Below are 24,420 nucleotides of genomic sequence, written 5' to 3' on the forward strand. Positions count from 1 at the left end.
GGACGGGCGGGGGACGGGGGGCGGGGGCGGGGACGGGGGTCAGTCGGCGTCGGTGGAGGAGCCGAGGAGCTCGCGGACACGGCTGGAGACGCGGTGGAACTCCTCCGTCTCCAGCACCTCGGCATAGCCGCGGCGGGCCGGGAGGTCGACGCGGTGCTCCTCCAGGATCCGTCCGGGGCGCGGTCCCATCACGATCACGCGGCTGGCGAGATAGACCGCCTCGGCGACCGAGTGCGTCACGAGGAGCACGGTCGTGCCGGTGGCGCTCCAGATCCGGTTCAGCTCGACGTTCATGCGCTCGCGCGTGAGGGCGTCGAGCGCGCCGAACGGCTCGTCCATGAGCAGCACCCGCGGCTCGTGCAGCAGCGCCCGGCACAGCGATACCCGCTGCTGCATCCCGCCGGAGAGCTCATGCGGCAGCGACTTCTCGAAGCCCGTGAGACCGGTCATCTCTATGAGCTCGTCGGCGCGGGCCTGAGCCTTGCGCATGTCCATGCCGCGCATCTCGGCCTGAAGGAGGATGTTGCCGCGGACGCTCCGCCACTCCAGAAGCGCCGCTCGCTGGAACACGTAGCCGATGTCCTGCCGCGGACCGCGCACCTCGTCGCCGCGAAGACGGATGCTCCCGCGGCTCGGAGCGGTGAGCCCGGCCACGGCCTTCAGAAGGGTCGACTTGCCGCAGCCGGAGGGGCCGGCGATGGACAGGAACTCTCCCTCTTCGACGCGCAGGTCGACGCCCTCGAGGGCCGTGACCTGGCGTCGCTTGGAGGCGAAGGTGATCGCGAGATCCGTGACCTCGAGCGCCGGGGCGGTGCTCGTGACCGCAATGTCGCGCTCCTGCTGAACGTGAGTGTCCATGACGATCGGTCTCACTTCCCGGGCGTGAACGAGTCGTCGAAGTAGGTGTCCACGTCACCGTCGCCCGAGATGAGCCCGGCCTCGGACAGCACCTCCAGCGTGGACTCCCAGTCCTCGGCGGCGTTGGCGCCGGGCGCCTGTCCTTCGGTGGCGTCGGTGTGGAGCAGTTCGATGGTCTCCTCCCACTGGTGGAGCAGCACCTCCTGCGACGGCATCTGCGGGTCCTTGCCCTCCATCGCGGCCACGGCGGCCTCGGGGTCCTCCTGCGCCGCCTCGAAGGCCTCGGAGGTCGCGGCGACCAGTGCCTCGACCAGCTCCGGGTCGCCCTCGATGGTGTCCGTCGGGGCGATGAGGCCGTTGCTGAAGAAGTTCAGGCCGGCGTCGGAGTAGCGCAGGTACTCGACGTCCTTGCCGCTCTTGTCGGCGATCGTCGGCCCCTGGTCATGCGCGAAGCCGATCAGCCCGTCGACCTTGCCCGAGAGCATCGCGGCGATCTTCCCGGCCGCGTCGAGGTTCTGCTGCGTCACGTCGCCCTCCTCCAGGCCCACGGCCTCGAGGTACATCGGGAAGGTCGTGGTCGGAGCGTCGCCCGCGGAGACGGCGATGGTCTTGCCCTTGAGGTCCTCCGGGCTGGAGATGCCCGAGTCGGCGAAGACCTGCACGGCCGACGGCGTGGTCTGCAGGAAGACACCGACGCTCTTGATGCCGACGCCCTTGTCGATGTTCGCGAGGACGGCCGGGGTGTCCGCCCAGCCGAAGTCGACCTGTCCCTGCCCCACGGCCTGCGCGGTCTTGGTCGAGCCCTGGCCGGCCTTGATCGTGAGATCGATGCCGTGCTCCTCGAAGATGCCCTGGTCGACGCCGTAGTAGAACGCCGCGTGCTCACCGTACGGGTACCAGTTGAGCATGAGGGTGACGGGCGTGAGCTCGCCGCCCTTCGCGTCGCCGCCGGAGCTCGCCGGTGCCGTCGACCCTCCGCAGCCGGAGAGGGCGAGCGCTGCGACGGATGCGAGGGCGATCGAGCTGAGGATGGTGCCTGACTTCTTCATCAGTGCCTTCTTTCGTGGGGGACGAGGGGTTCAGAGTCGGACGGTGGCCGCCGCGACGTCGCGCTTGGAGGCGTGCCACGGGATGAGGAAGCGCTCGGCGATCTGGATGATGCCGAAGAGGATCACGCCGAGCAGCGACATGATGATGAGCGCAGCGAAGAGCATCGCGGTGTCGAGGTTGCCGTTGGCCTGAAGGATCACGTAACCGAGGCCCTCGTTCGCGCCGACGAACTCACCCACGACCGCACCGGTGACGGCGAGTGTCGCGGCGACCTTGAGGCCGGAGAGCAGCTCCGGAAGGGCCGCGGGCAGCCGCACCTTCAGGAACGTCTTGAATCGGCTCGCCCCCATGGTCGACGCGAGCTGAAGGATCTCCGGGTCGACGGTGCGCAGGCCCGCGAGGCCCGAGATGACGACCGGGAAGAACGCCATGAGCACGGCCACGAGGATCTTCGGCTCGGCCCCGAACCCGAGCCACACCACGAACAGCGGCGCGATCGCGATCTTCGGGATGACCTGGGCGAAGAGGATGACCGGGTACAGCGTCTGCTCGAGGCCCCGCGAGTACACCATGAGCACGGCGACGAGGACGCCGACGACGACCGCGATGACGAAGCCGATGACGGTCTCGTACGTGGTGACCCAGGTGTTCTGCGCGAGGTAGGCGGCGTTGTCGGTGAAGGCGGCCCAGGTGTCGGCGGGCGACGGGATGATGAACGCGGGTACCCAGCCGAGGCTCGTGGACACCCACCAGAGTGCGAGGACCGCGAGGACGAAGACGAGGGGATGCCAGTGACGGCTCCACCACCGGACGATACCGGGAGGCTCGGGGCGATCGGCGGCCAGGGCCAGGGTCATGGTCGCGGAGGGGGCAGACGACATGGGGTCCTCGACATCTTCGTGAAGGATTCGGGAAAGCGCATTCCCGAGCGGTGCTGCGAGTCTATGCCGACCGTTCTGCCGTGTCAACGGATGGGTGTGCCCGCGCCGCGATCGGCGATGAACGCCCGACTTCCGTACCGATCACTGTGCCCGGGCCAGCTCCGCGCCGGCGGCCCGCAACCATCGGGCGGGGTCCGAGAGCGCGGCCGTCGGCGACCCCGCCAGCACGGTCAGGGACACGGCCTTCGCGAACAGGGCGGTGTCGGCGTCGTCCGCGATCCGGCCGGCCGCGAGCAGGGGCTGCACCCCGGCCTCGACGGCGAGCGCGGCAAGGAACGACGGGACCTTCCCGTCGCCCGACTGTCCGTCGTAGGACCCCTCGCCCGTGATCACGACGTCGGCGTCCCGAACAGCCCCCGCGAGGTCGATGAGCGCGGCCACCTCTGCCGCCCCCGGAGCGAGGACCCCGCCCCAGCGGACGAGCGCTGCTCCCGTCCCGCCGGCGGCACCCACGCCGGGCAGCTCCGGGTCGACGGGCAAGAGGGCGGCGAGATGCGCGAGTGCGTCGTCCACGCGGGCGATGTCCTCCGGTGCCGTGAGCCCCTTCTGCGGGCCGAACACGGCCGCCGCGCCACGCGGCCCGGTGAGCGGGTTCGTGACATCGGTGAGTACGCGGACGTCGGGCGCCGTCCGCAACACCCCGAGCTCCGCCGTGACGATGTCCGCCAGACCGCGCGCGCCCCGCGCGACCGGATCTCCGCCCGCGTCGAGGAAGCGTGCCCCGAGGGCGGTGAGCATCCCGGTGCCCCCGTCGGTGGAGGCGCTGGAGCCGATGCCGAGGATCAGGCGCGAGACCCCGTGATCGAGGGCCGCGGCGATCGCCTGCCCGAAGCCCGTGGTGTCGGCGTCCCAGGGGCGCAGATCGTCGAGGAGCTCGATCCCCGAGGTCGAGGCGATGTCGACGACCCCCGTGCCGCCCGGGGCATCCGTCGTGCTCGGCAGCAGCAGCCACGAGGTCTCGACGGGAACGCCCGCCGGACCGTCGACCGTGATGGGCATCCGTCGCGCGTCGGGCACCGCCGTGGCGAAGGCGGCGACAGTTCCCTCTCCGCCGTCGGCCATCGGGCGGAGCACGATCTCCGCCACCGGGTCCACCTCGGTCCACCCGGCCGCGAGCGCCGCTGCGGCGTCCGCCGCCGTGATCGTGCCCTTGAAGCTGTCTGGAGCGATGACGACGCGAGTCATGCCCGGAGCCCCGGCGTGCTCGCACGCACGACCACCTCGAGCGGGAGCGTCGGTTGCTGCCAGTCCTCGTCGACGATCGCACGGAAGGCGTGGTAGCCGGCGTCGCTCAGCGGGACGCACACCGTGGTGAGCGCCGGGGTCACGTCGCGGCTCGAGGGCACGTCGTCGAAGCCGCAGACCGCGATGTCCGCGCCGACCTGACGGCCCGCCGCGCGGATGGCCGCCATCGCACCGATCGCGACGACATCGCTGATGCCGAACACCACGGTGCCGTCGGGGACACCGGTGGCGAGGGCTTCGGCCATCGCCGCCACTCCGGATTCGCGGCGGAAGTCTCCGCGGACGGTCTGCGCGATCTCTCCGCCGCCCTCCGCGAACCCGGCACGGAAACCGGCCAGCCGGTCATCCGACGTCCGCACCCCTTCCGCGGCCCCGAGGAGCACGGCCGAGCGGTACCCGAGCTCCGCCATGCGACGACCGAGCGCGGCGGCCCCGGCCCGGTTGTCGATCTCGACGCGGCGATCGCCATCGCCATCCGCACCGAAGGCGACGACGCGGCCGCCGAGGCGCGTGAACTCGGCGAGCTCGCGGGCGGTCTCCGCCTGGCCTTCCTCCTGCGTCCGGGAGGCGGCGAGGATGAGGCCCTGCGGCCGCTGCCCGCGCAGCGCACGGACGATCCGCGCCTCCCGCGCCGGGTCGCGTTCGGTGATCGCCACCGTCACGACGAGTCCCTGCTCGTCCGCACCCCGGGCGACGCCCGACGCGATGAGCCCGAAGTACGGGTCGGCGATGTCGGCGACGAGGAGCGCGATCACCGGCGAGCGCCCGCGCGCCGTCGCCTGCGCGGAGACGTTCGCGGTGTAGCCGAGGGCTGCGGCGGCAGCCTCCACCCGCTCGCGGAAGGGAGCCGCGACCTTGCGCTCGGAGCCGTTCAGCACGCGGGAGGCGGTCGCCAGGGAGACGCCCGCTTCGAGGGCGACGTCGTGCAGGGTCGGTGCGGGTCCCCTGGCGTGGCGGGGGCGGCGCGCGGCCGGCGACTCTGCCGGGGTGGCGGACGAGGTCATGCTCCGAGCCTAGCGACGGAGGCCGGACCGCTTCGGGCGACGCTCACGGCTGCCGTCCGAGATACCCGAGAAGGGTGGCGGCTTCGCCGGCGAGGAGCCGCGGGTCATCGTCGGGGACGAACTCCAGCAGGGCGTCGCGCGGCGGGCGCGGGGTCGCGGCGGCGTCCGCGAAGAACCGGGTCCAGAGCGCGGCTCTCGATCGGAGCGGATGGCGCTCCGTGCGCGGCCACCAGGAGAAGACATGCGCGGCGGAGACATGGGGCCCGAGCTGCCGGAACTCGTCCAGCACCGCGGGGACCGAGGCGCCGACCGTGGGCTGCCAGTACGTCGACAGCGCCGGGTGGTCGACCTCGTGCAGCAGATCGAGTGTCGACGGTGCGGTGTCGGCGAGGGTCCCACCATGGAACTCCAGTGCGATGCCGATGCCTCGAGCCGCCGCCTCGACCGCCGCCGCACGGAGCCGGGTCACCACGCGGGCACGCTCCGCGGACGACCCCTCCGCGGAGCCGTGCACGCCCGCCCACACCCGCACCCGGTCGGCACCGAGGGCCGCGGCGCTGTCGAGGACCGCGGTCAGTGACTCCTCCGGACCCGCGCGGAAGTACGACCCGTAGGACGCCACGGCGAGCCCGGCATCCGTCGTCATCCGGGCGACCTCCGCCGCGCGGTCGACATCCCCCGGCGGCACATGCACATCGCCGCCCCACTCGATCACGTCGAGACCCGCGGCGGCCGCGAGCGCCACGATCCTCTCCGGCGGCAGGGCGCGGAACGTCACCGAGCACAGCCCCGCACGGATCCCCGTCATCCCGTCATCCTCTCAGTCCTCCGGTCTCCCGGGCTCGGTCCGACCCGTCCCCCCGGATGCCTCGGGCTCGTCGGGTTCCTCGGGTTCCCCGGGTTCCCCGGGTTCCTCGGGTTCCTCGGGTTCCTTGGCTTCCTCGGCCGGACCGTCCCGGCCCCTTCCGTCCCCGTGTCGAGTACCACCTGCACGACCCTGTCCCGCCTGCACGACCGGAACCCAGGTCTGGCCGTGCACACGGACCCGCGTCGTGCAGGTGTCCGATCGGTCCCGCACACGACGACCGGGACACGACGACGGAGATGGGGACGGATGCACGACCTGAGCACGTCGGGACGACCGATACCCGGGAACGGATCGTGCATCCGTGAACGGGTCGTGCATCCGGAACCTCGGCGGAACCGGGACGGGACGGAACCGGGACGGGACGGAACCGGGACGGGACGGAACCGGGACGGGACGGAACCGGGACGGAACCGGGGCGGGACCGGGACGGGACGGGGTCACCGCGACTCACAGGTGGGGGGCGACCGCCGTCGCGAAGGCCTCCGCGGTGCGGCGGACCACACGGGCGGGGTCGTCCGCCCAGACATCGGCATGGAAGATCTCCACCTCGATGTCGCGGTCGTAGCCGGTGTCCTGCACCGCGCGGGTCAGCGTGCCGAAGTCGATCACTCCGTCCCCCGGATAGTGCCGCGAGAGAAGGGGATCCGCCGCAAGGGGCGTCTTCCAGTCGCACACCTGATACGTCGCGATGCGGCCTTCGCGTCCGGCACGTGCGATCTGGTCGAGCACCTGCGGGTCCCACCAGATGTGGAACGTGTCGACCGCTGCTCCCACCACGGCGGGGTCGAAGTCCGCCGCGATGTCGAGCGCCTGACCGAGGGTCGAGACCACGGCGCGGTCCGAGGCGTACATCGGATGCAGCGGCTCGATCGCGAGGGTGACCCCCGCAGCTCGGGCGTCGTCCGCCAGCGCACCGACCGCGTCGCGCACCCGCTCCCTGGCACCGACGAGGTCGCGTGACCCCGCGGGGAGCCCCCCGGCGACGAGGACGAGCACGGCCGTGGAGCCCTCGGCCGCGGCAGATGCGAGCGTCGCGGTCTCCTCGATCGCCCGGCGGTTGTCGTCGAGGGCGGCGTCCCGCTCCGGACCGGCCGGAAGGGTGAAGAAGCCGCCGCGGCAGTGTGTCGTGAAGCGGAGGCCCGAATCGGCGAGCATGCGGGCGGCGACGTCGAGCCCCACTGCGTGAACGGGCTCCCGCCACAGACCGATGGCCTCGACCCCCGCCGCGGCCGTCACGTGCAGGGCCGTCGCGAGGTCGGCGCGCTTGACGGTGGCCTGGTTGATCGAGAGGCGCGGATGCGGCACGGGCGGGTCAGCGCTCGCGCCGACGGTCCGGGCATCGAATGCGGTCGCGAGCCCTCGGGAGGCCGTCATGCGTCCACTCCGTTCAGACGGAGCAGGCCGTGCCAGCGCTCCCGCGCGAGTTCGGGTCGCTCCAGGGCGAGGGATCCGTTCGCCAACTCGACGATGCGACTGAGGTGCGGCAGGCTCCGGGCGGAGTGCAGACCCCCCACCATCTGGAACGCCGGCTGATGGCCGTTGAGCCATGACAGGAAGGCCACTCCTGTCTTGTAGTAGAAGGTCGGCGCCGCGAACACCTGCCGGCTGAGCTCCTCGGTCGGGCCGAGAAGCTCGAGATAGCGGTCGGGGTCGTCGGCATCGAGCGCCTGGATCGCGGCGGAGGCCACGGGGGCGAGCGCGGCGAAGGCGCCGAGCAGCGCGTCGGAGTGCCCCCGCGACGGAGCACCGTCCGACGGCCCGGTGCCCCTCAGGCTGTCGCCGCCGATCAGGCCCACGTAGTGGAAGTCGTCACCGGTAAACATGCGCACGCCCTCCGGCAGGCGCTCGCGAACCCAGACCTCGGATTCCGCGTCGAGCAGGCTCATCTTCACCCCGGCGACCGCGTCGCGGTTCTCGCCGATGATGTCGAGCAGCACCTCGGCGGCGTCCTGCCACCCTGGCGCCCCGCTTCCCCCGGAGGACGACGGCGCGAAGTACCCCGCCAGCTCCGGGTCGAACGCGGTACCGAGCCAGTGCAGGACGACGGGGGCCGATGCGCGGGAGAGCACCTCGCGGTAGACGCGGCGGTAGTCGTCGGCGCTCTCCGCCACCCTGGCCAGGTGCCGGGAGGCCATGAGCACGGGACCCGCCCCCTGCTCCTCGGCGAAATGCAGTTGCTCCAGGTAGGCGGCAATCACCTGATCGAGCGAGATGTGCGGTTCGTCGATGTGGTCGGTGTTGACCCCGACCACCACCGTGCCACCTTCCTCGCGGGCGACCTGGGCGCTGCGGGCGATGAGCTCGCGCACGGCCTTCGCGTCCAGGCCCATGTTGCGCTGTGCGGTGTCCATCGCGTCGGCCACGCCGAGTCCCCAGGAGTACACGTTGCGGCGGAAGGCCAGGGTCGCCTCCCAGTCGATGTCGGCGGGCCGCCCCGGCGTGTTGTCGGCGTGCACCTTCGGCACGACGTGGGCGGCCGCGTAGGCCACGCGACTGCGCAGCGGACCGCCCGGCCGTGTGACGGCGCCGGCTTCGCGGAGCTCGACATCGGAGGTGGCGCCGTCGTCGGCGAGCAGGCGGAGGGTGGTCATGCCTGGTCCAGCGTCAGCGGTTCGAGCACGATCTTCCGGCCCTCGGCGCTGGAGGCGAGCCCGGCCTCGGCGAACTGGACGCCGCGCGCGCCGGCGAGCAGGTCGAACGGGTAGTCGGTGCCGAGGACGAACGAGGTGAGGTACTCCTCCCACTGCTGCCGGAAGCCGTTCTGGAACACGTCGTTCGTCGGCACCTGCTGCCAGTCGGCGTCGTAGTCGTGGCTGTCCTCCAGGTCCGGGTTCCACACGGGCTTGGGCGTGGCGTTGCGGGGCTGGATCTTGGCGCCGAACAAGCCCACGACCGCGGAGCCGTGCGTCCCGTCGACCTGGAACTCGACGAGCTCGTCCCGGTTGACCCGCACCGTCCACGAGGAGTTGATCTCCGCGATCGCCCCGCCGTCGAGCTCGAAGATGCCGTACGCGGCGTCCTCTGCGGTGGCGGTGTAGTGGTCCCCCTTCTCGTCCCAGCGGTCGGCGATGTGCACGGCAGCCTGTGCGTAGACGCTCTTGACCTCGCCGAAGAGGTTCTCCAGCACGTAGTTCCAGTGCGGGAACATGTCGGTGATGATGCCGCCGCCGTCCTCCGCGCGGTAGTTCCAGCTCGGGCGCTGCGCAGGCTGCCAGTCACCCTCGAACACCCAGTACCCGAACTCGCCGCGGACGGACAGGATGCGGCCGAAGAATCCCGAGTCGATCAGGCGCTTGAGCTTCTGCAGTCCCGGGAGGTAGAGCTTGTCGTGGACCACGCCGGTCTTCACGCCCGCGTCGCGCGCCAGCCGCGCCAGCTCCAGCGCCTCGTCGAGCGACTCCGCGGTGGGCTTCTCGGTGTAGATCGCCTTGCCGGCGGCGATGGCCTTCCGGATCGCGGAGGCGCGGGCCTTGGTGACGAGGAAGTCGGCGTAGATCTCCCACTGCGGATCGGCGAGGGCGGCGTCGAGGTCGGTCGTCCAGTCGGCGATGCCGTGTTTCGCGGCGAGCTCGGCGAGCTTGGTCTCGCTGCGGCCGACGAGGATCGGCTTCACGGTCACGCGCGTGCCGTCGGCGAGCTCGATCCCGCCCTCGTCGCGGATCGCGAGGATCGATCGCACCAGGTGCTGTCGGTATCCCATGCGTCCGGAGACGCCGTTCATGATGATCCCGATCTCGCGGGTGGTGGCCTGTGCCATCTCGGTCCGTTCCTCTCGGTGGGAGCTGTCGGCGCTGACAGTCGTCATCGGTAAGCGCTTTCCGAGATCATGGCACGAGACGAGCGGCCTCGCAACCGCCGCTAGCGGGGAGCCGCCGTGCTGGCCCGCATGTGCAGCGCCGGGGCCACCTCCACGCGCTCCGCGGGGCGGGACACCCCCTCGCGCAGCCGATCACGGAGGAGCTCCACCGCACGACGCCCGACGTGCTGCTTCGGCGGTCGCAGGGCCGTGAGCGGCGGGGAGCCGTGCTCCGCGACCTCGTCGTCGTACGCGATCAGCGAGAGGTCGTCGGGCAGCCGCCACCCTTCGTCCTGAAGGTGCTGCTGGAGCAGGAGCGCCTGCGGATCCGAGTGCACGAGCAACGCGGTCGTTCCGGTGTCGCGGATCTCGGCGAGCAGCGCCGAGACGAATGCCGCGCGCTCCCGGCCCTCCATCCTGTCCAGTGCCGCGTCACGATCCACGCCCACCGCGAGACCGAGCTCTCCGACCGCACGGGACCACCCCTGGCGCAGCCCGGCCGACGTCGGCGACTGCGGAGACGTGAGGATGCCGACTCTCCGGTGGCCGAGGGTGGCGAGATGCCCCGCGGCCAGCGCGCCCCCGAACGCGTGGTCGGTCGCCACCGTCTGCATCCGGGTGAGGGCGAGGGCGGGCGGCGTCCGCCGCTCCGCGAGCACCACCGGCACCGGCAGGGTGTCCAGCCAGGCGAGCAGGCCGTGTCCGTCCGCGCCCTGCGTCTCCGGGGCCACGATAAGCCCATGCACCGTGCCGGACTCCAGGAGCGCCGCGATCTGACGCCGCTGGTCCGCCGCCGCGTAGCTCGCCCCGCGGAGGACGACCTGCACCCCGGCCTCGACGCCGGCGCTCCGGGCGCCGGCGACCACCTGGGGCCAGTAGTAGTTCAGGGACGGCACGACCATCCCGACCCGGAACTCGGGCGCGACCCCGACCGCGCGTGGCACCGTGGTGTCCAGAGCGCTGCGCAGGATGGCTCCGCCGTGCACCCGAGTGAGGAGCCCGCGGTCGGCGAGGGCCGTGATGTCGCGCCGGATCGTGAGCTCCGCGACCCCGAACCCCCTGGCGAGATCGGCGACCCGCACCGCTCCCGTCCTGCGGAGCTCGTCCAGGATGCGTTCGCGACGGGACAGGCCGAAGCGCGGGGTCGCGTGATGGTCCGACATGGCGAGCGCTCCTTGTTCGAGTCTGTTCGATCAGGATGTTTCCTGTTTGATTACGTTGCCAACGCTGGAACGCACAGTCTTCACTGGAACCGCGCTGTTCGGCAAGCGCATACCGACGCCCACGGAGACCCATGCCCCACCGACCGACCGCCCTCGCGACGTCCTCCCTCGACGCCTGGGACCTCCTGTTCGACGAGCCCCGCCGCGAACGCCTGCGTGACCTCACCACCTCCGAGGGCCCGCTGCATCTCCCGGCCCTCGACGACCCCGCCCTCGATGACCGCCTCTCGCGACTGGAGGTCCTGGTGACGGGGTGGGGCGCTCCGGTCCTGGACGAGGCGCTGCTCGCCCGGCTCCCCCGGCTGCGCGCGGTGTTCCATGGGGCGGGAAGCGTGCGCGGGCTCGTCTCGGAGGCGTTCTGGGAGCGTGACATCCTGCTCACCACGGCGGCCGAGGCGAACGCGGTTCCGGTGGCGGAGTACACGCTCGCGATGATCCTGCTCTCCGGCAAGAGGGCGCTCCACCGGATCCGCACGGACGACGCCCAGCACGATCTCCGGGTGGCGCCACGTGCCGGGGGGCGCATCGGCAACCTCGACCGCACCGTCGGCATCGTCGGCTTCTCGCGCATCGGCCGCCGCGTCGTCGAGCTGCTGCGACCCTTCCCCGGGCTGGAGGTGCTCGTGGCCGACCCGTTCGCCGATCCGGATGAGGTGGCCGCGGCGGGTGCGCGGCTCGTCCCCCTCGAGTCGCTGCTCCCGGCCGTCGACGTGCTCTCCCTGCACGCGCCCGCCCTGCCGTCCACCAGCCGGATGATCGGCACCCCGCAGCTCGCCGCCCTGCGTGACGGCGCGACCGTCATCAACACCGCCCGTGGATCGCTCGTCGACCATCCGGCTCTGCTCGCCGAATGCGCGGCCGGTCGGCTCGACGCGATCCTCGATGTCACCGAACCGGAGCCGCTCCCCCGCGACTCCCCGCTGCTGCGCCTGCCCAACGTCGCGGTCACGCCGCATCTGGCCGGTTCCCTCGGCACCGAAGCACGCCGACTCGCCGACGCCGCTCTCGACGAGCTGGAGGCCTGGGCCCAGGGCCGCTCCGCCGCGCACCCCGTGCGCCGCGCAGACCTCACCCACAGCGCATGACCCGGCTTTCACTCCCTCCCGAAGACCGCACCCTCTCCCCGTACACCGGATGGACGCGCGCACACCTGACGAGGGTGGCCGACACGATCCTCGACGGCGCCGCCCGGCACGCGAGCCCGACCGGCGCGGGCATCCGGTACCCCGGTGCTCCCGGCGGCTTCGGACCGGAGGTCGACGCGCTCGAGGGGTTCAGCCGCACGTTCCTCCTCGCGGCGTTCCGCATCGCCGGCGACCCGGCCGGCACGGAGCCGTTGGCCGACCGGTACGCGCGGGGACTCGCGGCGGGCGTCGATCCGGACGGCGCGGAGCGGTGGCCGCGTCCCGACGAGGTCGATCAGGCGAAGGTGGAGGCCGCCGCTCTCTCCCTCGGCCTGCATCTCACGCGCGACGCCGTGTGGGCGCGCCTGGACGACACCGCACGGGCGCACACCGTCGACTACCTGGCCGGATTCGTCGGCGGCTCCCGCCCTTCCAACAACTGGGCGTGGTTCCGGCTGCTGGTCGAGCAGTTCCTCGAGAACGTGGGCGGCCCGTTCTCCGCCGCGGATCGGGCCGCCGACCTGGCGCTGCTCGACGGTTTGGAACGGGAGGGCGGCTGGAGTGCGGACGGCGCCGCGCGCTCCTTCGACCACTACGCCGGCTGGGCCCTCTCCTTCTATCCGCTGCTCTGGGCGGACATGGTGGGCGCGGAACCACGCCATGCGCAACGCATCGCGCGATATCGCTCGCGGTTGGACGCGTTCCTGGATGACGCCCTCCACCTCGTCGGTGCCGACGGCGGCCCCCTGGTCCAGGGCCGCAGCCTCACCTACCGCTTCGCCACCGCAGGCGCGGCCGCCGTCGCTGCGTTCGTCGGCGGCTCCCGGCACGACCCCGGCCTCCTCCGACGCTCCGTGAGCGGACAGGTCCGCCACTTCACCGACCGTGGCGCGCCCGAGGCGTCGGGGGTGCTCCCGCTCGGCTGGTTCGGCCCGTGGCGGCCGCTCGCCCAGGACTACTCCGGACCCGGCTCTCCGTACTGGGCGGGGAAGGGGCTCCTCCCCCTCGCCCTTCCCCCTGGCCACGCATTCTGGACGGCCGTCGAGCAGCCGCTGCCGGTCGAGCGCGGCCCCTTCACCCGCGTCCTGGTCGCCCCGGGGTGGGTGGCGGCGGGCACCCGGGACGGCATCGTGCGGGTGGTCAATCACGGCACCGATCACGGGACCGCCGGCACCGTGCAGCCGGACGCCCCGCTCTACGCCCGGCTCGGGTACTCCACGGCGACGGCGCCGGTACTCGCGGGCCCCGGTGTGCGCGATCCCCTCGACGGCACGGTCGCCGTGGTGCGCGACGGACGTGCGAGCCACCGGTCCGGCTTCACGACCGGAGCCCTGCGCGAGATGGACGGCACGGGGATCGGCGCCTCCTCCGGACCCGTGCACTGGCACCGTCGCTTCGTCGAGGAGTTCGACGTCGGGGGAGGCGGCACGCCCGTCGTGACCGCGGTCGGACCGGTGCTCGATGTCGTGTCTGCCGTCCGCGGCGCCTGGGAGGTGCGATTCGTGAGGGTGCGGTCGTGTCGGATCGCCGGGGCCGACGCGACGGTCCGCGACGGAGACGTCCTCCGCGTCGGTGGCTGGGCGCTCTCCGCCTCCACGGTCGCGGAGGTCGGCCCTGCCCACCTCTCCGCGGCCCTCGTCCCCGGTGGGGAGACCCAGAGCCGGGTCCTCGGGTTGCACGGGTGGGACGAGGCGACTGCGGGGGTCCGGCGGGAAAGGAACGTCACGCCTCTTGCCGCGGAGACGGGCACGCCCTGGCTCTCGGCTCCCCTCGCCCCCGACACGTGGGCGGTGGCCGGAGTGCTCCTCGGCTCCGCCGCCGAGGTCCCGAGGGTCACGGTTCGCGGAGGGAAGGGCGACGTGACGTGGCCGGATGGCTCCACGACCGCCCTCCCCCTCGACGACCTCCTGCCGCCGGGCTGAAGGTCAGCGTCGTGCGGTGCTCGACCGCTCCACGAGGTGAGTCGGCACGATCACGGCGGGTGCGGATCCGGCCGGAGCGTCCGCGCTCGCGCTCTCGACGGCCGCGACGAGGGCCGTGACCGCGCGGTGGGCGAGCGTCGTGAAGTCCTGCCGAACCGTTGTCAGCGGAGGGAGGAAGTTCGCCGCCTCCGGCACGTCGTCGAACCCCACCACGCTGACATCGCCGGGGACGGCGCGCCCGGACTCCGCCACTGCCCGCAACAGCCCGAGCGCCATCTGGTCGTTCGCGCAGAACACCGCGCTCGCCCCTCGCAGTGCGGTGCCTGCGGCGAAGCCCGAATCCGCCGTCCAGTCCCCGCGGACGATCTCCGGCGGCACGAGGCCGGCGTCCGCCAGGGCTGTCCGCCAGCCGCGCTCACGCTCCGCCGCCGCGAAGGAGTCGGCGGGACCCGCGAGATGATGGACGGTCTCGTGGCCGAGAGAGAGCAGGTGGCGCGTGGCGGCTGCGGCTCCGGCGGCGTGATCGCTGTGCACCACCGCGGCACCCGCGCCCTCCGGGGCGTCGACGATGACGAGGCGCAGCCCCAGGGGCGGGGTCGCGGAGGGGACCAGCGCCGAGGCCTCGTTCAGCACCAGGGCGCCGTCGACGCCCTGGTCCGCGAGACGGGCGAACGCGCTGTCCACCCCGTCCGCCGCGGTGACGACGGTGAGCGCGTACCCCCGCTCCGCCGCCGCCTCTGCCGCGGCCTGCAGCATGCGGGAGTTGCCGACCGTGGCAAGCGTGGTCACGACGAGCCCGAGGGTGTGGCTCCGGCCGGTGCGCAGGGCGCGCGCGGCACGATGCGGCCGGTATCCCAGCTCGGCCATGGCGGCTTCGACCCGGGCGCGCGTGGCGGGGTCGACCCGCGGGCTGCCGTTGACGACGCGGGAGACCGTCTGCCCCGAGACGCCGGCCCGCGCCGCCACGGTCGCCATGGACACGCGGGCGGATGCAGGCGTCGCGGGCTTCCTGACCACCGGATCCTCCGTTCACAACTCCGTCGTGTTGACGTTATCACGGCTGTCGACCTATCATGTTGACGTGAACACGCCCGCTTCTCCTGAGATCCGCACGGAGCACCTCGGCGCCGGTGTCGTCAAGCGCGCGACCACCCTCGCGGACGGCCGCGAGCTCCTCTACTACGACGATCCGGATACGACTCTCGGCCCGAAGCGGTCGGTCGACGCCCGCCTCCTCGCCCCGCGGCCCGAGACGGCCACCATGCGGCTGGACGTGCTCACGGGCGACTGGATCACGGTCGCCGCCAACCGCCAGAACCGCGTCATGATGCCGGGAGCCGACGCCGACCCGCTCGCACCGCAGACGCCGGGGAACCCGTCCGAGGTGCCGTCGCGGTACGACGTCGCCGTGTTCGAGAACCGCTCCCCCGCGTTCGGGCCCGCCCTCGCCGAGACGGTCGGGGGCGCGCCCGCCGCGGCGAACCCGCCGCAGGGCTTGGACGACCTCGCCGCCCTCGGGTTCGGACGCACGCGTACGGCCATCGGGCGCTGCGAGGTCGTGTGCTTCAGCCCCGAGCATTCCGGCTCCTTCGGCACGCAGTCCGTCACCCGCGCCCGCACCGTCATCGAGGCGTGGGCCGACCGCACGGCGGCCCTCTCCACTCTCCCGGGCATCCAGCAGGTCTTCCCCTTCGAGAACCGCGGTGAGGCGATCGGCGTCACCCTCCCGCACCCGCACGGACAGATCTACGCCTACCCGTACGTGACGCCCCGCACGTCGCGGGTGCTGGACGCCGTCGAACGCACCGGCCCCGACCTCTTCAGCCGCATCCTGGCGGAGGAGCAGGCCTCCGAACGCGTGGTGTTCCGCGGCGAGCACTGGACCGCGTTCGTCCCCTTCGCCGCGCGGTGGCCACTCGAGGTACATCTCATGCCGCACCGGCACGTGCCGGACCTTGCGGAGACGACCGCGGCCGAGCGCGACGAACTCGCCCCGCTCTACCTCCGGCTGCTGCGGGGCGTCGACGCGCTGTACGGCAGCCCCACCCCGTACATCGCCGCTTGGCACCAGGCCCCCGTCCACACCGGCCGGGACACCGTGCGGCTGCACCTGCAGCTCACGAGCCCGCGGCGCGCGGCCGACAAGCTCAAGTTCCTCGCCGGCTCCGAGGCGGCGATGTGGGCGTGGGCCGCCGAGGTCTCGCCCGAGCAGGGGGCCGCCCGACTCCGCGACGCCATGGCCCGCGCCGACGAGGAGGCCTCCGCGTGACCCGCGCGCACGACGCCGCCACGGCGCTCTTCACCACGTTCGCCGACCGCGCCCCGGAAGGCGTCTGGTCGGCACCCGGCCGGGTGAACCTCATCGGAGAGCACACCGACTACAACGACGGGTTCGTGCTCCCGTTCGCGATCCCGCAACGCACGGTCGCCGCGGTCGGCCGCCGGACCGACCGTCGGCTCCGCGTCGCATCGACCTTCGCCGCCGAGCCCGTGGAGGTCGGCCTCGACGAGCTCGATCGCCTCTTCCCGACGCCGACCGGCACGACGCCTGCGGTGCCGGAGTGGGCCGCCTATCCCCTCGGCGTCGCCTGGGCACTCCGCGCGGCCGCCCCTGCAACGGAGGCCTTCGGCCTGGACATCGCGATCGCCTCCGACGTCCCTGTCGGTGCCGGACTGTCGTCGTCCGCGGCGATCGAGGGTGCCACGGCGACTGCACTGGACGACCTGTGGGGCACCGGTCTCGACGCCGTGACCCTCGCCCGCGTCGGGCGGACGGCCGAGAACGAGGCCGTGGGCGCTCCCACCGGGATCATGGACCAGATGGCCTCGATGCTCGGCGAGCGCGACGCCGCGATCTTCCTCGACTGCCGCTCCCTCACCACCGAGGTCGTGCCGCTGGGCATGGCCGACGCCGGTCTCGCGGTGCTCGTGATGGACACCAGCGTGACCCACGCGCATTCGACCGGCGGTTACCGGGAGCGCCGGGAGGCATGCGAGCGCGGAGCCGAGATCCTCGGGGTGCCGGCGCTGCGCGATGTCTCCGTGTCCGACCTGGGCAGAGCCGAGAGCCTCATGGACGAGGTGACCTTCCGCCGCGTGCGGCACATCGTCACCGAGAACCAGCGCGTGCAGGACACCGTCGCGACGCTGCGTACCGCGGGCGCCCGGGCCATCGGCGACCTTCTCCTGGCCTCCCATGCGTCGATGCGCGACGACTTCGAGATCTCCACTCCCGAGCTCGACGCGGCGGTGGAGACGGCCCTCACCTCCGGAGCGGTGGGCGCCCGCATGACCGGCGGCGGCTTCGGCGGTGCCGCGATCGCCCTCGTCGACCGCGACGCCGTGCCCCACCTCGAGGCCGCCGTGCGGGCACGGTTCGCCGCCGAGGGCTTCGTCACCCCGCACCTGTTCGAGGTCGGCCCGTCCGCCGGTCCCCGCCGCGACGCCTGACACAATGGTGGGTCGAGCCGCCACCGCCGCGGCAGGAGAGGAACGCATGTCCTGGATCGTCACCGGCGGCGCCGGCTACATCGGTGCCCACGTCGTCCGCGCCCTCGCGGAGGCCGGACTCTCCCCCGTCGTCCTGGACGACCTGTCCAGCGGCGTGGCCTCCTTCGTGCCGGAGGGCGTGCCCTTCGTGCAGGGCAGCATCCTCGACCGCGCCCTCGTCGAAGAGGCGCTGCGCACGCACGAGGCGGAGGGCGTGATCCACGTCGCGGGCTACAAGTACGCCGGTGTCTCGGTCCAACGCCCCCTGCACACCTACGCGCAGAACGTCGAGGGGACGCGGATCATCCTCGAGGCGATGGAGGCGGCGGGCGTCGCGAACATGGTCTTCTCCTCCTCGGCGGCCGTGTTCGGCACCCCTGATGTCTCGCTCGTCGTCGAGGACACCGCCAAGAAGCCGGCGAGCCCCTACGGCGAGTCGAAGCTCATCGGCGAGTGGCTGCTCCGCGACCAGGCGATCGCGACCGCCGACTCCGACCGCCCGCTGCGCCACACGTCGCTGCGGTACTTCAACGTCGTCGGCTCGGCTGACCCGACGGTCTACGACGTCAGCCCGCACAACCTCTTCCCGATCGTCTTCGAGGCACTGATCGAGGGCCGCACCCCGAAGATCTTCGGCGATGACTACGACACCCCCGACGGCACGAACGTCCGCGACTACGTGCACGTCGGTGACATCGCGGCCGCCCACGTCGCGGCGGCGGAGCGCCTGGCCTCGGGCGCCCCGATCGAGCCGGCGTACAACCTCGGTTCCGGCGACGGGCTCAGCGTGAAGCAGATCATGGACGCGGTCGCCCGCGTCACGGGCATCGACTTCACCCCCGAGATCGGCCCGCGCCGCCCGGGAGACCCGGACCGGATCGTGGCGACGGGCGAGCTCGCGGCACGCGACCTCGACTGGACCATGCGCTACACCGTCGACGAGATGGTGCGCACGGGCTGGGAGGCGCGGCGCGCCGCCGGCTGACTCAGAGGTCGCGCGTGCGGATGGGGTAGAGCCAGAAGCACAGCCAGCCGAGGGCCGTGAAGGCGAGCGGGATGACCGCCAGCATGAGCCGGATACCGCCGTCGACGGTCTCGGGCTGCGCGTCGCCGAGCTCGGCATCGAAACCGGTCGCGGTCAGCACGGCGGCGGCCACGATCGCCTGGAGGACCACGGAGCCGCGCACGACGAACCCGTTCACGCCGAAGTACGCCCCCTCCCGCCGATGCCCCGTGCGGAGCGCGTCGTCGTCGATGATCTGGGCCAGCACGACCTCGAGCAGCTGCAGCAGCCCGCCGACCCCGACTCCGACCGCCACCCCGACGAGGGACGCCCCGAGCACGGAGGTCGGGAACAGGTACCCGAGCATCGAGATCCCGAACACGGCGACGCTCCACAGCAGCGCCGTCCGCGGCGAGGTGCGCCTGACCACCGCGCTCCACAGCACGATCGACGGGATGGCCGTGAGGAAGATGGCTCCGAGCAGCAGACTCCCCTCCCCCTCGGCCGCCCCGAGCGAGTAGCGGACGTAGAAGGGGACGGCGGCGAGGATCACGGCGATCGAGGTCTGCACGCAGAGGGAGCCGAGCACGTAGGGCACGAACGCGCGGTTGCGGAACGTGTAGACGAGCTGATCGCGCCAGCGCATGGCCTCGGATGCGGTCTCCGGGACGCGGCGCTCGACCATGCCCCCGAGGAAGGACCACACGAGCAGCACGAGGCAGACGCCCGACAGCACGAGCGCCATGCCCGGCCAGCCGATCGCGTCGTAGAGGGCGGGCGCACCCGCCGTACCGAGGACCATGCCGAGGATGGCGAAGATCTGCCGCGGCACGTTCCCGCGGGCACGCTCCTCCGTGGTCCGGAAGATCTCCGGGAAGAGCGCCGAGATGTTGAGCACCACCACGACGAAAGCGATGTCGTAGACCGCCACCACGACGAGGAACCAGACGATGAGCCCGGCGGCCGGGAGCGCGGGCGGCATCCACACGAGCGCGAAGGCGACCACGAGCGGCACGATGCCGAGCCCGATCCACGGGATGCGCCGGCCCCACGGAGTGCGGATCCGGTCCGACAGCGCCCCGACGACGGGGTTGAGCGCCGCGTTGAGGATGCCGTGCGCGATCATGGCCCCCGCCACCCACCCCGCAGGGACGGCGAGATGGGAGACGTAGAAGTACACGACGAAAGCCGAGAAGGTCTGCGTCATCAGTTGCGTCGGGAACCCCGAGGCCCCGAACGCGACGGCCTGCGAACGGGTCGGCGCGGCGTCGATCCTGCGATCGCGCAGCCGCTCCGCGAGCGAGGTCATCGGCCGCCTCCCCGCTGCACGTCCCGCAGCGCTCGCCAGCCGACGCGAACGAGACCTTCGTCCGCGATCGTCTGCCGCGCCACCGGGTCGTCCAGGAGGCGCAGCTCGTAGCCCCGCTTGGCCGCCCCGAAGTCCACCGCGGCGCGCAACTCCTCGCCGTCGACCATCGGGTGCAGATAGATCTCGGTCACCCCGGGCGGGACCGCTCGCAGCACGGCGAGGAAACCGTCGCGCACCTGCTCGTACGACTCCTCGTCGGCGGTGCCCTCGCCGCGCAGTTCGAACGGGTGCGTCCACAGCCGGTCGACGATCTCCACGCCGAAGGCATCCGCCACCGCTGCCGCCTCGGTCAGTTTCGCCTGGAGCATCGGGTCGGCATCCGCTCCCTCCATGTGCCGGGGCAGGCGGAACGGGAGGCCATGGCGGGCGGCGAGCTCGAAGACAGGGCGCAGGAAGTCACGCCCGGTGAGCAGGCCGTACACCGAGCCCATGTGGTTGTCGAGATGGGTCACGTCGACACCGGCGTCGAGGGCGGTCTGCAACTGCGCGGCGAGCTCCGCCGCGACGTCGGCCTCGGACGCCTGCCGTTCGACCGTCGCGACGTCCGCGGGGAAGAAGCCGTCGTCATCGACGAGGGTCGATGACCCGCCGGTGAGCGGACGCCACCGGTAGCGGCGCCACTCGCTCGTGAGCACGAGGTGCACGCCCACGTCCAGGTCAGGGCGCGACGCCGCGAAGGCCAGCGCTTCCGGCGACCAGGCGCACGGCACCATCACCGTGGCCGAGTCGATGCGGTCGCGGGCGAGAAGGCCGGAGATCGCGGTGTTCGCCGCATGGCACATCCCGAAATCGTCGGCGTTGAGGATGACCGCCCTGGCGTCGGTCGAGAGCCCGAGGCGATCGGCGAGGGCGGAGGGAACGGTCATGCGGGTCCTTGTCGGTCGGGCTCAGCGCCCGGTGGGCAGCGGGCGGGACGGCGTGAGGATCCGGGTGAACACCTCGGCTCGGAGGGCGGACGCCGCCTCCCCGATGGCTCCGACCAGCGGCGCCTCCGGACCGAACGCGGAGGCGATGAAGCGGAGCGAGAGCTGAGCCGAGAACTCGTCGGCGACCCGCTCGATCGCGTCCAGGAGCGCCGGATGCGCGGCCTCCCCGCCGAGGATGAATGCCTCGGGGTCGAGCACGAGAGCGACGCTCCCGGCCGCGAGGAACACCCGACGGCCGATCTCCTCGACGAGTGCCCGCGCCGGCTCGTCGCCGTGACGGGCCGCTTCGAGATGTGCGAGGAACGGCGCGTCGACGTCGAGACCGTGCCCCAGGGCGAGGTCCCGCACGACCGTGGCACCGGCGACGGGGGCGCCGATGGGCACCGGCGTCTGCGGAAGATACATCACCTCTCCGGCGACGCCGGAGAAGCCGCGGTGCAGGGCACCGTCGATGACGATGCCCGCGCCGAGGTCGTCATCGAGCAACAGCAGCGCGAAGCTGGCGAGGTCGGCACCGACGCCCGTGGTGAGTTCGGCGAGCGCCGCGAGGTTCACATCGTTCTCGACGCGGACCGGGCAGTCGAGCGCGGCCGAAAGGGCCGCCCGGAACGCGCCGCCGTCCGGACCCTGGTTGTCTCGGATCGCCCCGTCGGGACTGACGATGCCGGGCACTCCGACGACCGCGAGGTGGAGCGTCCCCTTCGCGGAGCGACGGCATCGTGCCACGAGGTCCGCGATGTGAGCGACGCGGTCACCGCCCGCGGGGAAGGCACCGTGCTGCTCGGCCCGCACGGCGCCGGTCGCGTCGACGAGGACGACGTGGGCGGCATGATGGTCGACATGCACCGCCGCCGCGTGGCCGAGGCCGGGGTGCAGCCGCACTCGCCCCGCAGCCGGGCCACGGGTGTCGCGGTCGACCCCGGCGGCCGCGACCGCCCCCGCTCCGTCGAGCATCCGCAGCACCTGGGTGACCGCCGTGCGCGAGAGTCCGGTCGCCGCCATGAGCTCGGCCCGCGTCTGCGGGCCGCTCGTCGCGAGACGCTCGAGGATGGCGCGACCGTTGAGCGTGCGGAGCAGGGTCTGCGGTCCTGCGAGGGGTCGGGACATGCGGCGGAACCTCTGAGGGATCGATGCTCGTGCGGAGTCAGTGCCCGCCAGCCTGCCACATCACGTCGCACCCGTCGACCTCCCCCGGCGTCTCGGGCTCACCCGCACGACCCGGGCACGGCTGCACGACGGGGGACGGTTGCACGACCCGGGGACGGCTGCACGACGGGATCCGGGTTCCGGGTGCACGACGGGGGGACGGGCGCACGACGGGATCCGGGTTACGGCCCCACGGGCGTAGCGGGGTCGTGCAGGTGTAACCCGGTGCCCGGAGGAGGGACAGACCGACCCGGAGGCCCGGTCGGATCGGGGAGCCGGGGCCCGGGGGGCGGTGACACCCGCACGACCCGGACACGATTGCACGACGAAACCCGGGTTCACATCCCCCACACGTCCCGAGGTCGTGCAGGCGCAACCAGGACGGGGAAGGACGGGAAGGGGACGGGGGCGGGAGTTCCGTCGGCGGGCCCGCATAGGCTGGAGGGATGACGCCCCTGGTGATCCGAGACGCCGTCGCCGATGATGCCGAGGCCGTGGCCGGAGTACACGTGCGCTCCTGGCAGGTGGCCTACCGAGGACTCATCGATCAGGCCGTGTTGGACGGGTTGTCCGTCTCGGAGCGCGCAGACGGGTGGCGCCGCATCTTCGCCGACCCGTTGCCCACCAGCCTCGGGACCCTCGTCGCCGAGCGTGACAGCACGATCGTCGGCTGGGCCTCGTTCGGCTCCGGTCGTGACCCCGACGGACTCGACGACGCCGAGCTGTACGGCATCTACGCCGACCCGGACGCCTGGTCGACAGGGGCCGGGCATGCCCTTCTCGATGCGGCCGAGCAGCGCATGATCGCCGCCGGCCACACCCGCGCCTACCTCTGGGTGCTCGACGGCAACGAGCGTGCCGACACGTTCTACGCCCGGCACGGGTGGGAGCTCGACGGGGCCACGAAGATCGACCAGCGACCCCAGTTCACGCTCCGGGAGCACCGCCGCGTGAAGCTCCTCGCCCCGCGCTGACCCTCCGGCCGGTCAGTCGAGCGCGCTCATCACGTGCTTGACGCGCGTGTAGTCCTCGAAGCCGTACTGCGACAGGTCCTTCCCGTAGCCGGAGTGCTTGAATCCGCCGTGCGGCATGTCGGACACGAACGGGATGTGGGTGTTGATCCACACGCACCCGAAGTCGAGATCGCGGGAGAAGCGCAGGGCGCGGGCGTGGTCTCGCGTCCACACCGAGGCGGCGAGCGCGTACGGCACGTCGTTGGCCATCGCCAGCGCCTCCTCGTCGGTGCCGAAGGACTGCACGGTGAGCACGGGTCCGAAGATCTCGCCTTGCACGACCTCGTCGTCCTGCCGCACGCCCGTCACGACGGTGGCCGGCCAGAAGTAGCCGCGGTCGCCCTGCCGCCTCCCTCCCGTCTCCACGGTCGCGTGTGCCGGCAGCCGGTCGATGAAGCCCTGCACCTGGGCGAGCTGGGCCGCGCTGTTCAGCGGCCCGTAGAAGACGCCCTCCTCGTCCGGGGCGCCCGTCCGCGCGTGGGTCCGTGCGCGCTCCACCAGCGCGGCGACGAACTCGTCGTGCAGGGAGGCGTGCACGAGCACGCGCGTCGCGGCGGTGCAGTCCTGTCCCGCGTTGAAGAAGGCGCCGGCGACGATGCCCTCCACGGCCTTCTCGATCCGGGCGTCAGGGAAGACGATGGCGGGCGCCTTGCCACCGAGCTCCAGGTGGACGCGCTTGACGTCGGCTGCGGCCGAGCGCGCCACGGCCATCCCCGCCCGCACGGAGCCCGTGATCGCCACCATCTGCGGCGTCGGGTGCTCCACGAGCGCCGCTCCGGTCGCCCGGTCGCCGAGGACGATGTTGAGGGTGCCGGCCGGGGTGTGCCGCGCGACGATCTCGGCCAGCAGCACCGTGGTGAGGGGCGTGGACTCGGCCGGCTTGAGCACGACGGTGTTCCCCGCGGCGAGCGCCGGTGCGATCTTCCACACCGCCATGTTGAGCGGGTAGTTCCAGGGCGTGACCTGCCCGACTACGCCGATGGGTTCGCGACGCACGAAGGAGGTGTGACCGGGAAGGTACTCGGCGGCGGCCCGGCCTTCCAGGCTCCGCGCGGCACCGGCGAAGAATCGCAACTGGTCGACGGACTGGAGGATCTCGTCCGCGACGAGCGTCGCGCGAGGCTTGCCGGTGTCCTGCGATTCGAGGTCGGCGAACTCCTCGGCGCGCGCCGCCATCTCTTCGGCGATGCGGAAGAGGGAGAGCTGACGCTCCGACGGCGGCGTGTCGCGCCATACCGGGAAGGCGGCAGCGGCGGCCGTGTAGGCGGCGTCCACGTCTGCGTGGTCGGAGACGGGGATCTCGCCGTAGGCTTCTCCCGTCACCGGATCGAGCAGGGGCAGGCGACCGCTCCCCCGCGCGGCGACGGCTCGCCCGCCGATGAAGTTCTGCAGGGGCTCGGCCATCGACGGTGAGGACATAGCGCCATGGTAGCCATGCGAACG

General features: G+C 72.4%; 21 protein-coding genes. 6 read left to right on the forward strand and 15 right to left on the reverse strand.

Going from position 1 to position 24,420, the window contains the following annotated elements; genetic code table 11:
- Positions 1-39: 39 nt before the first annotated feature.
- The 10 genes from FY549_RS02210 to FY549_RS02255 form a co-directional block, all read right to left on the reverse strand.
- Positions 40-858, reverse strand: coding sequence for an ABC transporter ATP-binding protein (locus FY549_RS02210; protein ID WP_149083633.1), 819 nt, complete (start codon positions 856-858; stop codon positions 40-42).
- Between the two features lie 11 nt (positions 859-869).
- Positions 870-1,907, reverse strand: coding sequence for an ABC transporter substrate-binding protein (locus tag FY549_RS02215; RefSeq protein WP_149083634.1), 1,038 nt, complete (start codon positions 1,905-1,907; stop codon positions 870-872).
- A 30-nt stretch (positions 1,908-1,937) separates the two neighbouring features.
- Complete coding sequence (locus FY549_RS02220) at positions 1,938-2,789, reverse strand: ABC transporter permease (protein WP_025105461.1); 852 nt, start codon at positions 2,787-2,789, stop codon at positions 1,938-1,940.
- Between the two features lie 141 nt (positions 2,790-2,930).
- Complete coding sequence (locus FY549_RS02225) at positions 2,931-4,034, reverse strand: glycerate kinase (protein ID WP_149083635.1); 1,104 nt, start codon at positions 4,032-4,034, stop codon at positions 2,931-2,933.
- Complete coding sequence (locus FY549_RS02230; protein ID WP_149083636.1) at positions 4,031-5,098, reverse strand: LacI family DNA-binding transcriptional regulator; 1,068 nt, start codon at positions 5,096-5,098, stop codon at positions 4,031-4,033. Before FY549_RS02230 ends, FY549_RS02225 begins: the two co-directional genes overlap by 4 nt.
- Positions 5,099-5,141: 43 nt before the next feature.
- Positions 5,142-5,906, reverse strand: coding sequence for a sugar phosphate isomerase/epimerase family protein (locus FY549_RS02235; RefSeq protein ID WP_149083637.1), 765 nt, complete (start codon positions 5,904-5,906; stop codon positions 5,142-5,144).
- Positions 5,907-6,413: 507 nt separating this feature from the next.
- The gene (locus tag FY549_RS02240) at positions 6,414-7,340 is read right to left on the reverse strand and encodes a sugar phosphate isomerase/epimerase family protein (RefSeq protein ID WP_149083638.1); all 927 of its coding nucleotides are present in this window, start codon (positions 7,338-7,340) and stop codon (positions 6,414-6,416) included.
- The gene (locus FY549_RS02245; RefSeq protein WP_149083639.1) at positions 7,337-8,557 is read right to left on the reverse strand and encodes a DUF993 family protein; all 1,221 of its coding nucleotides are present in this window, start codon (positions 8,555-8,557) and stop codon (positions 7,337-7,339) included. The genes FY549_RS02240 and FY549_RS02245 overlap by 4 nt, the downstream gene beginning before the upstream one ends.
- Entirely contained in the window at positions 8,554-9,723 is a 1,170-nt protein-coding gene (locus tag FY549_RS02250) for a Gfo/Idh/MocA family protein (protein WP_149085952.1), read from the reverse strand. The genes FY549_RS02245 and FY549_RS02250 overlap by 4 nt, the downstream gene beginning before the upstream one ends.
- A gap of 101 nt (positions 9,724-9,824) precedes the next feature.
- The gene (locus tag FY549_RS02255) at positions 9,825-10,925 is read right to left on the reverse strand and encodes a substrate-binding domain-containing protein (protein ID WP_149083640.1); all 1,101 of its coding nucleotides are present in this window, start codon (positions 10,923-10,925) and stop codon (positions 9,825-9,827) included.
- Between the two features lie 131 nt (positions 10,926-11,056).
- Here FY549_RS02255 and FY549_RS02260 point away from each other — a divergent pair, with 131 nt between their 5' ends.
- Positions 11,057-12,070: a hydroxyacid dehydrogenase gene (locus tag FY549_RS02260; RefSeq protein ID WP_149083641.1), complete on the forward strand. Its 1,014-nt coding sequence runs from the start codon at positions 11,057-11,059 to the stop codon at positions 12,068-12,070.
- Positions 12,067-14,031 carry a DUF2264 domain-containing protein gene (locus FY549_RS02265; RefSeq protein WP_149083642.1) on the forward strand — a complete coding sequence of 655 codons (1,965 nt, stop codon included), beginning with the start codon at positions 12,067-12,069 and terminating at the stop codon, positions 14,029-14,031. The genes FY549_RS02260 and FY549_RS02265 overlap by 4 nt, the downstream gene beginning before the upstream one ends.
- 3 nt (positions 14,032-14,034) lie before the next feature.
- Here FY549_RS02265 and FY549_RS02270 read toward each other — a convergent pair whose 3' ends face one another.
- A complete protein-coding gene (locus FY549_RS02270) occupies positions 14,035-15,006 on the reverse strand; it encodes a LacI family DNA-binding transcriptional regulator (RefSeq protein ID WP_149085953.1) in 972 nt (323 codons plus the stop codon).
- Positions 15,007-15,112: 106 nt separating this feature from the next.
- Between FY549_RS02270 and galT the strand changes: the two genes are divergently transcribed.
- From galT to galE, 3 genes are read left to right on the forward strand one after another with little or no spacing between them, the layout of a single operon-like run.
- Entirely contained in the window at positions 15,113-16,300 is a 1,188-nt protein-coding gene (gene galT / locus FY549_RS02275) for a galactose-1-phosphate uridylyltransferase (RefSeq protein WP_259614157.1), read from the forward strand.
- Positions 16,297-17,481 (forward strand): galactokinase, encoded by a 1,185-nt coding sequence (gene galK / locus FY549_RS02280; protein WP_149083644.1) that lies wholly within the window; start codon positions 16,297-16,299, stop codon positions 17,479-17,481. The genes galT and galK overlap by 4 nt, the downstream gene beginning before the upstream one ends.
- A gap of 46 nt (positions 17,482-17,527) precedes the next feature.
- Complete coding sequence (gene galE, locus FY549_RS02285; protein WP_149083645.1) at positions 17,528-18,505, forward strand: UDP-glucose 4-epimerase GalE; 978 nt, start codon at positions 17,528-17,530, stop codon at positions 18,503-18,505.
- Position 18,506: 1 nt separating this feature from the next.
- On the opposite strand, the gene FY549_RS02290 is transcribed toward galE, so the two are convergent.
- Genes FY549_RS02290 through FY549_RS02300 form a run of 3 tightly spaced genes read right to left on the reverse strand, consistent with a single transcriptional unit; the run spans position 18,507 to position 21,925 of the window.
- On the reverse strand, positions 18,507-19,832 hold the full coding sequence (locus tag FY549_RS02290) for an MFS transporter (RefSeq protein ID WP_149083646.1): 1,326 nt from the start codon (positions 19,830-19,832) through the stop codon (positions 18,507-18,509).
- Positions 19,829-20,758, reverse strand: coding sequence for a polysaccharide deacetylase family protein (locus FY549_RS02295; RefSeq protein WP_149083647.1), 930 nt, complete (start codon positions 20,756-20,758; stop codon positions 19,829-19,831). The genes FY549_RS02290 and FY549_RS02295 overlap by 4 nt, the downstream gene beginning before the upstream one ends.
- Positions 20,759-20,779: 21 nt before the next feature.
- Entirely contained in the window at positions 20,780-21,925 is a 1,146-nt protein-coding gene (locus tag FY549_RS02300; protein WP_149083648.1) for an ROK family protein, read from the reverse strand.
- 485 nt (positions 21,926-22,410) lie between these two features.
- Here FY549_RS02300 and FY549_RS02305 point away from each other — a divergent pair, with 485 nt between their 5' ends.
- Complete coding sequence (locus FY549_RS02305) at positions 22,411-22,938, forward strand: GNAT family N-acetyltransferase (RefSeq protein ID WP_149083649.1); 528 nt, start codon at positions 22,411-22,413, stop codon at positions 22,936-22,938.
- Positions 22,939-22,950: 12 nt separating this feature from the next.
- Here FY549_RS02305 and FY549_RS02310 read toward each other — a convergent pair whose 3' ends face one another.
- Positions 22,951-24,396, reverse strand: a complete 1,446-nt coding sequence (locus FY549_RS02310) for a gamma-aminobutyraldehyde dehydrogenase (protein ID WP_149083650.1) — start codon at positions 24,394-24,396, stop codon at positions 22,951-22,953.
- Positions 24,397-24,420: the final 24 nt, after the last annotated feature.

Origin of the sequence: Microbacterium sp. 1S1 (assembly GCF_008271365.1) — a bacterium.
Lineage (GTDB): Bacteria > Actinomycetota > Actinomycetes > Actinomycetales > Microbacteriaceae > Microbacterium.

Bases quoted from the DNA above. Each gene is read 5' to 3' on its own strand.
- FY549_RS02210 (WP_149083633.1), bottom strand. From the start codon at position 858: ATGGACACTCACGTTCAGCAGGAGCGCGACATTGCGGTCACGAGCACC.
- FY549_RS02215 (WP_149083634.1), bottom strand. From the start codon at position 1,907: ATGAAGAAGTCAGGCACCATCCTCAGCTCGATCGCCCTCGCATCCGTC.
- FY549_RS02220 (WP_025105461.1), bottom strand. From the start codon at position 2,789: ATGTCGTCTGCCCCCTCCGCGACCATGACCCTGGCCCTGGCCGCCGAT.
- FY549_RS02225 (WP_149083635.1), bottom strand. From the start codon at position 4,034: ATGACTCGCGTCGTCATCGCTCCAGACAGCTTCAAGGGCACGATCACG.
- FY549_RS02230 (WP_149083636.1), bottom strand. From the start codon at position 5,098: ATGACCTCGTCCGCCACCCCGGCAGAGTCGCCGGCCGCGCGCCGCCCC.
- FY549_RS02235 (WP_149083637.1), bottom strand. From the start codon at position 5,906: ATGACGGGGATCCGTGCGGGGCTGTGCTCGGTGACGTTCCGCGCCCTG.
- FY549_RS02240 (WP_149083638.1), bottom strand. From the start codon at position 7,340: ATGACGGCCTCCCGAGGGCTCGCGACCGCATTCGATGCCCGGACCGTC.
- FY549_RS02245 (WP_149083639.1), bottom strand. From the start codon at position 8,557: ATGACCACCCTCCGCCTGCTCGCCGACGACGGCGCCACCTCCGATGTC.
- FY549_RS02250 (WP_149085952.1), bottom strand. From the start codon at position 9,723: ATGGCACAGGCCACCACCCGCGAGATCGGGATCATCATGAACGGCGTC.
- FY549_RS02255 (WP_149083640.1), bottom strand. From the start codon at position 10,925: ATGTCGGACCATCACGCGACCCCGCGCTTCGGCCTGTCCCGTCGCGAA.
- FY549_RS02260 (WP_149083641.1), top strand. From the start codon at position 11,057: ATGCCCCACCGACCGACCGCCCTCGCGACGTCCTCCCTCGACGCCTGG.
- FY549_RS02265 (WP_149083642.1), top strand. From the start codon at position 12,067: ATGACCCGGCTTTCACTCCCTCCCGAAGACCGCACCCTCTCCCCGTAC.
- FY549_RS02270 (WP_149085953.1), bottom strand. From the start codon at position 15,006: ATGGCGACCGTGGCGGCGCGGGCCGGCGTCTCGGGGCAGACGGTCTCC.
- galE (WP_149083645.1), top strand. From the start codon at position 17,528: ATGTCCTGGATCGTCACCGGCGGCGCCGGCTACATCGGTGCCCACGTC.
- FY549_RS02290 (WP_149083646.1), bottom strand. From the start codon at position 19,832: ATGACCTCGCTCGCGGAGCGGCTGCGCGATCGCAGGATCGACGCCGCG.
- FY549_RS02295 (WP_149083647.1), bottom strand. From the start codon at position 20,758: ATGACCGTTCCCTCCGCCCTCGCCGATCGCCTCGGGCTCTCGACCGAC.
- FY549_RS02300 (WP_149083648.1), bottom strand. From the start codon at position 21,925: ATGTCCCGACCCCTCGCAGGACCGCAGACCCTGCTCCGCACGCTCAAC.
- FY549_RS02305 (WP_149083649.1), top strand. From the start codon at position 22,411: ATGACGCCCCTGGTGATCCGAGACGCCGTCGCCGATGATGCCGAGGCC.
- FY549_RS02310 (WP_149083650.1), bottom strand. From the start codon at position 24,396: ATGTCCTCACCGTCGATGGCCGAGCCCCTGCAGAACTTCATCGGCGGG.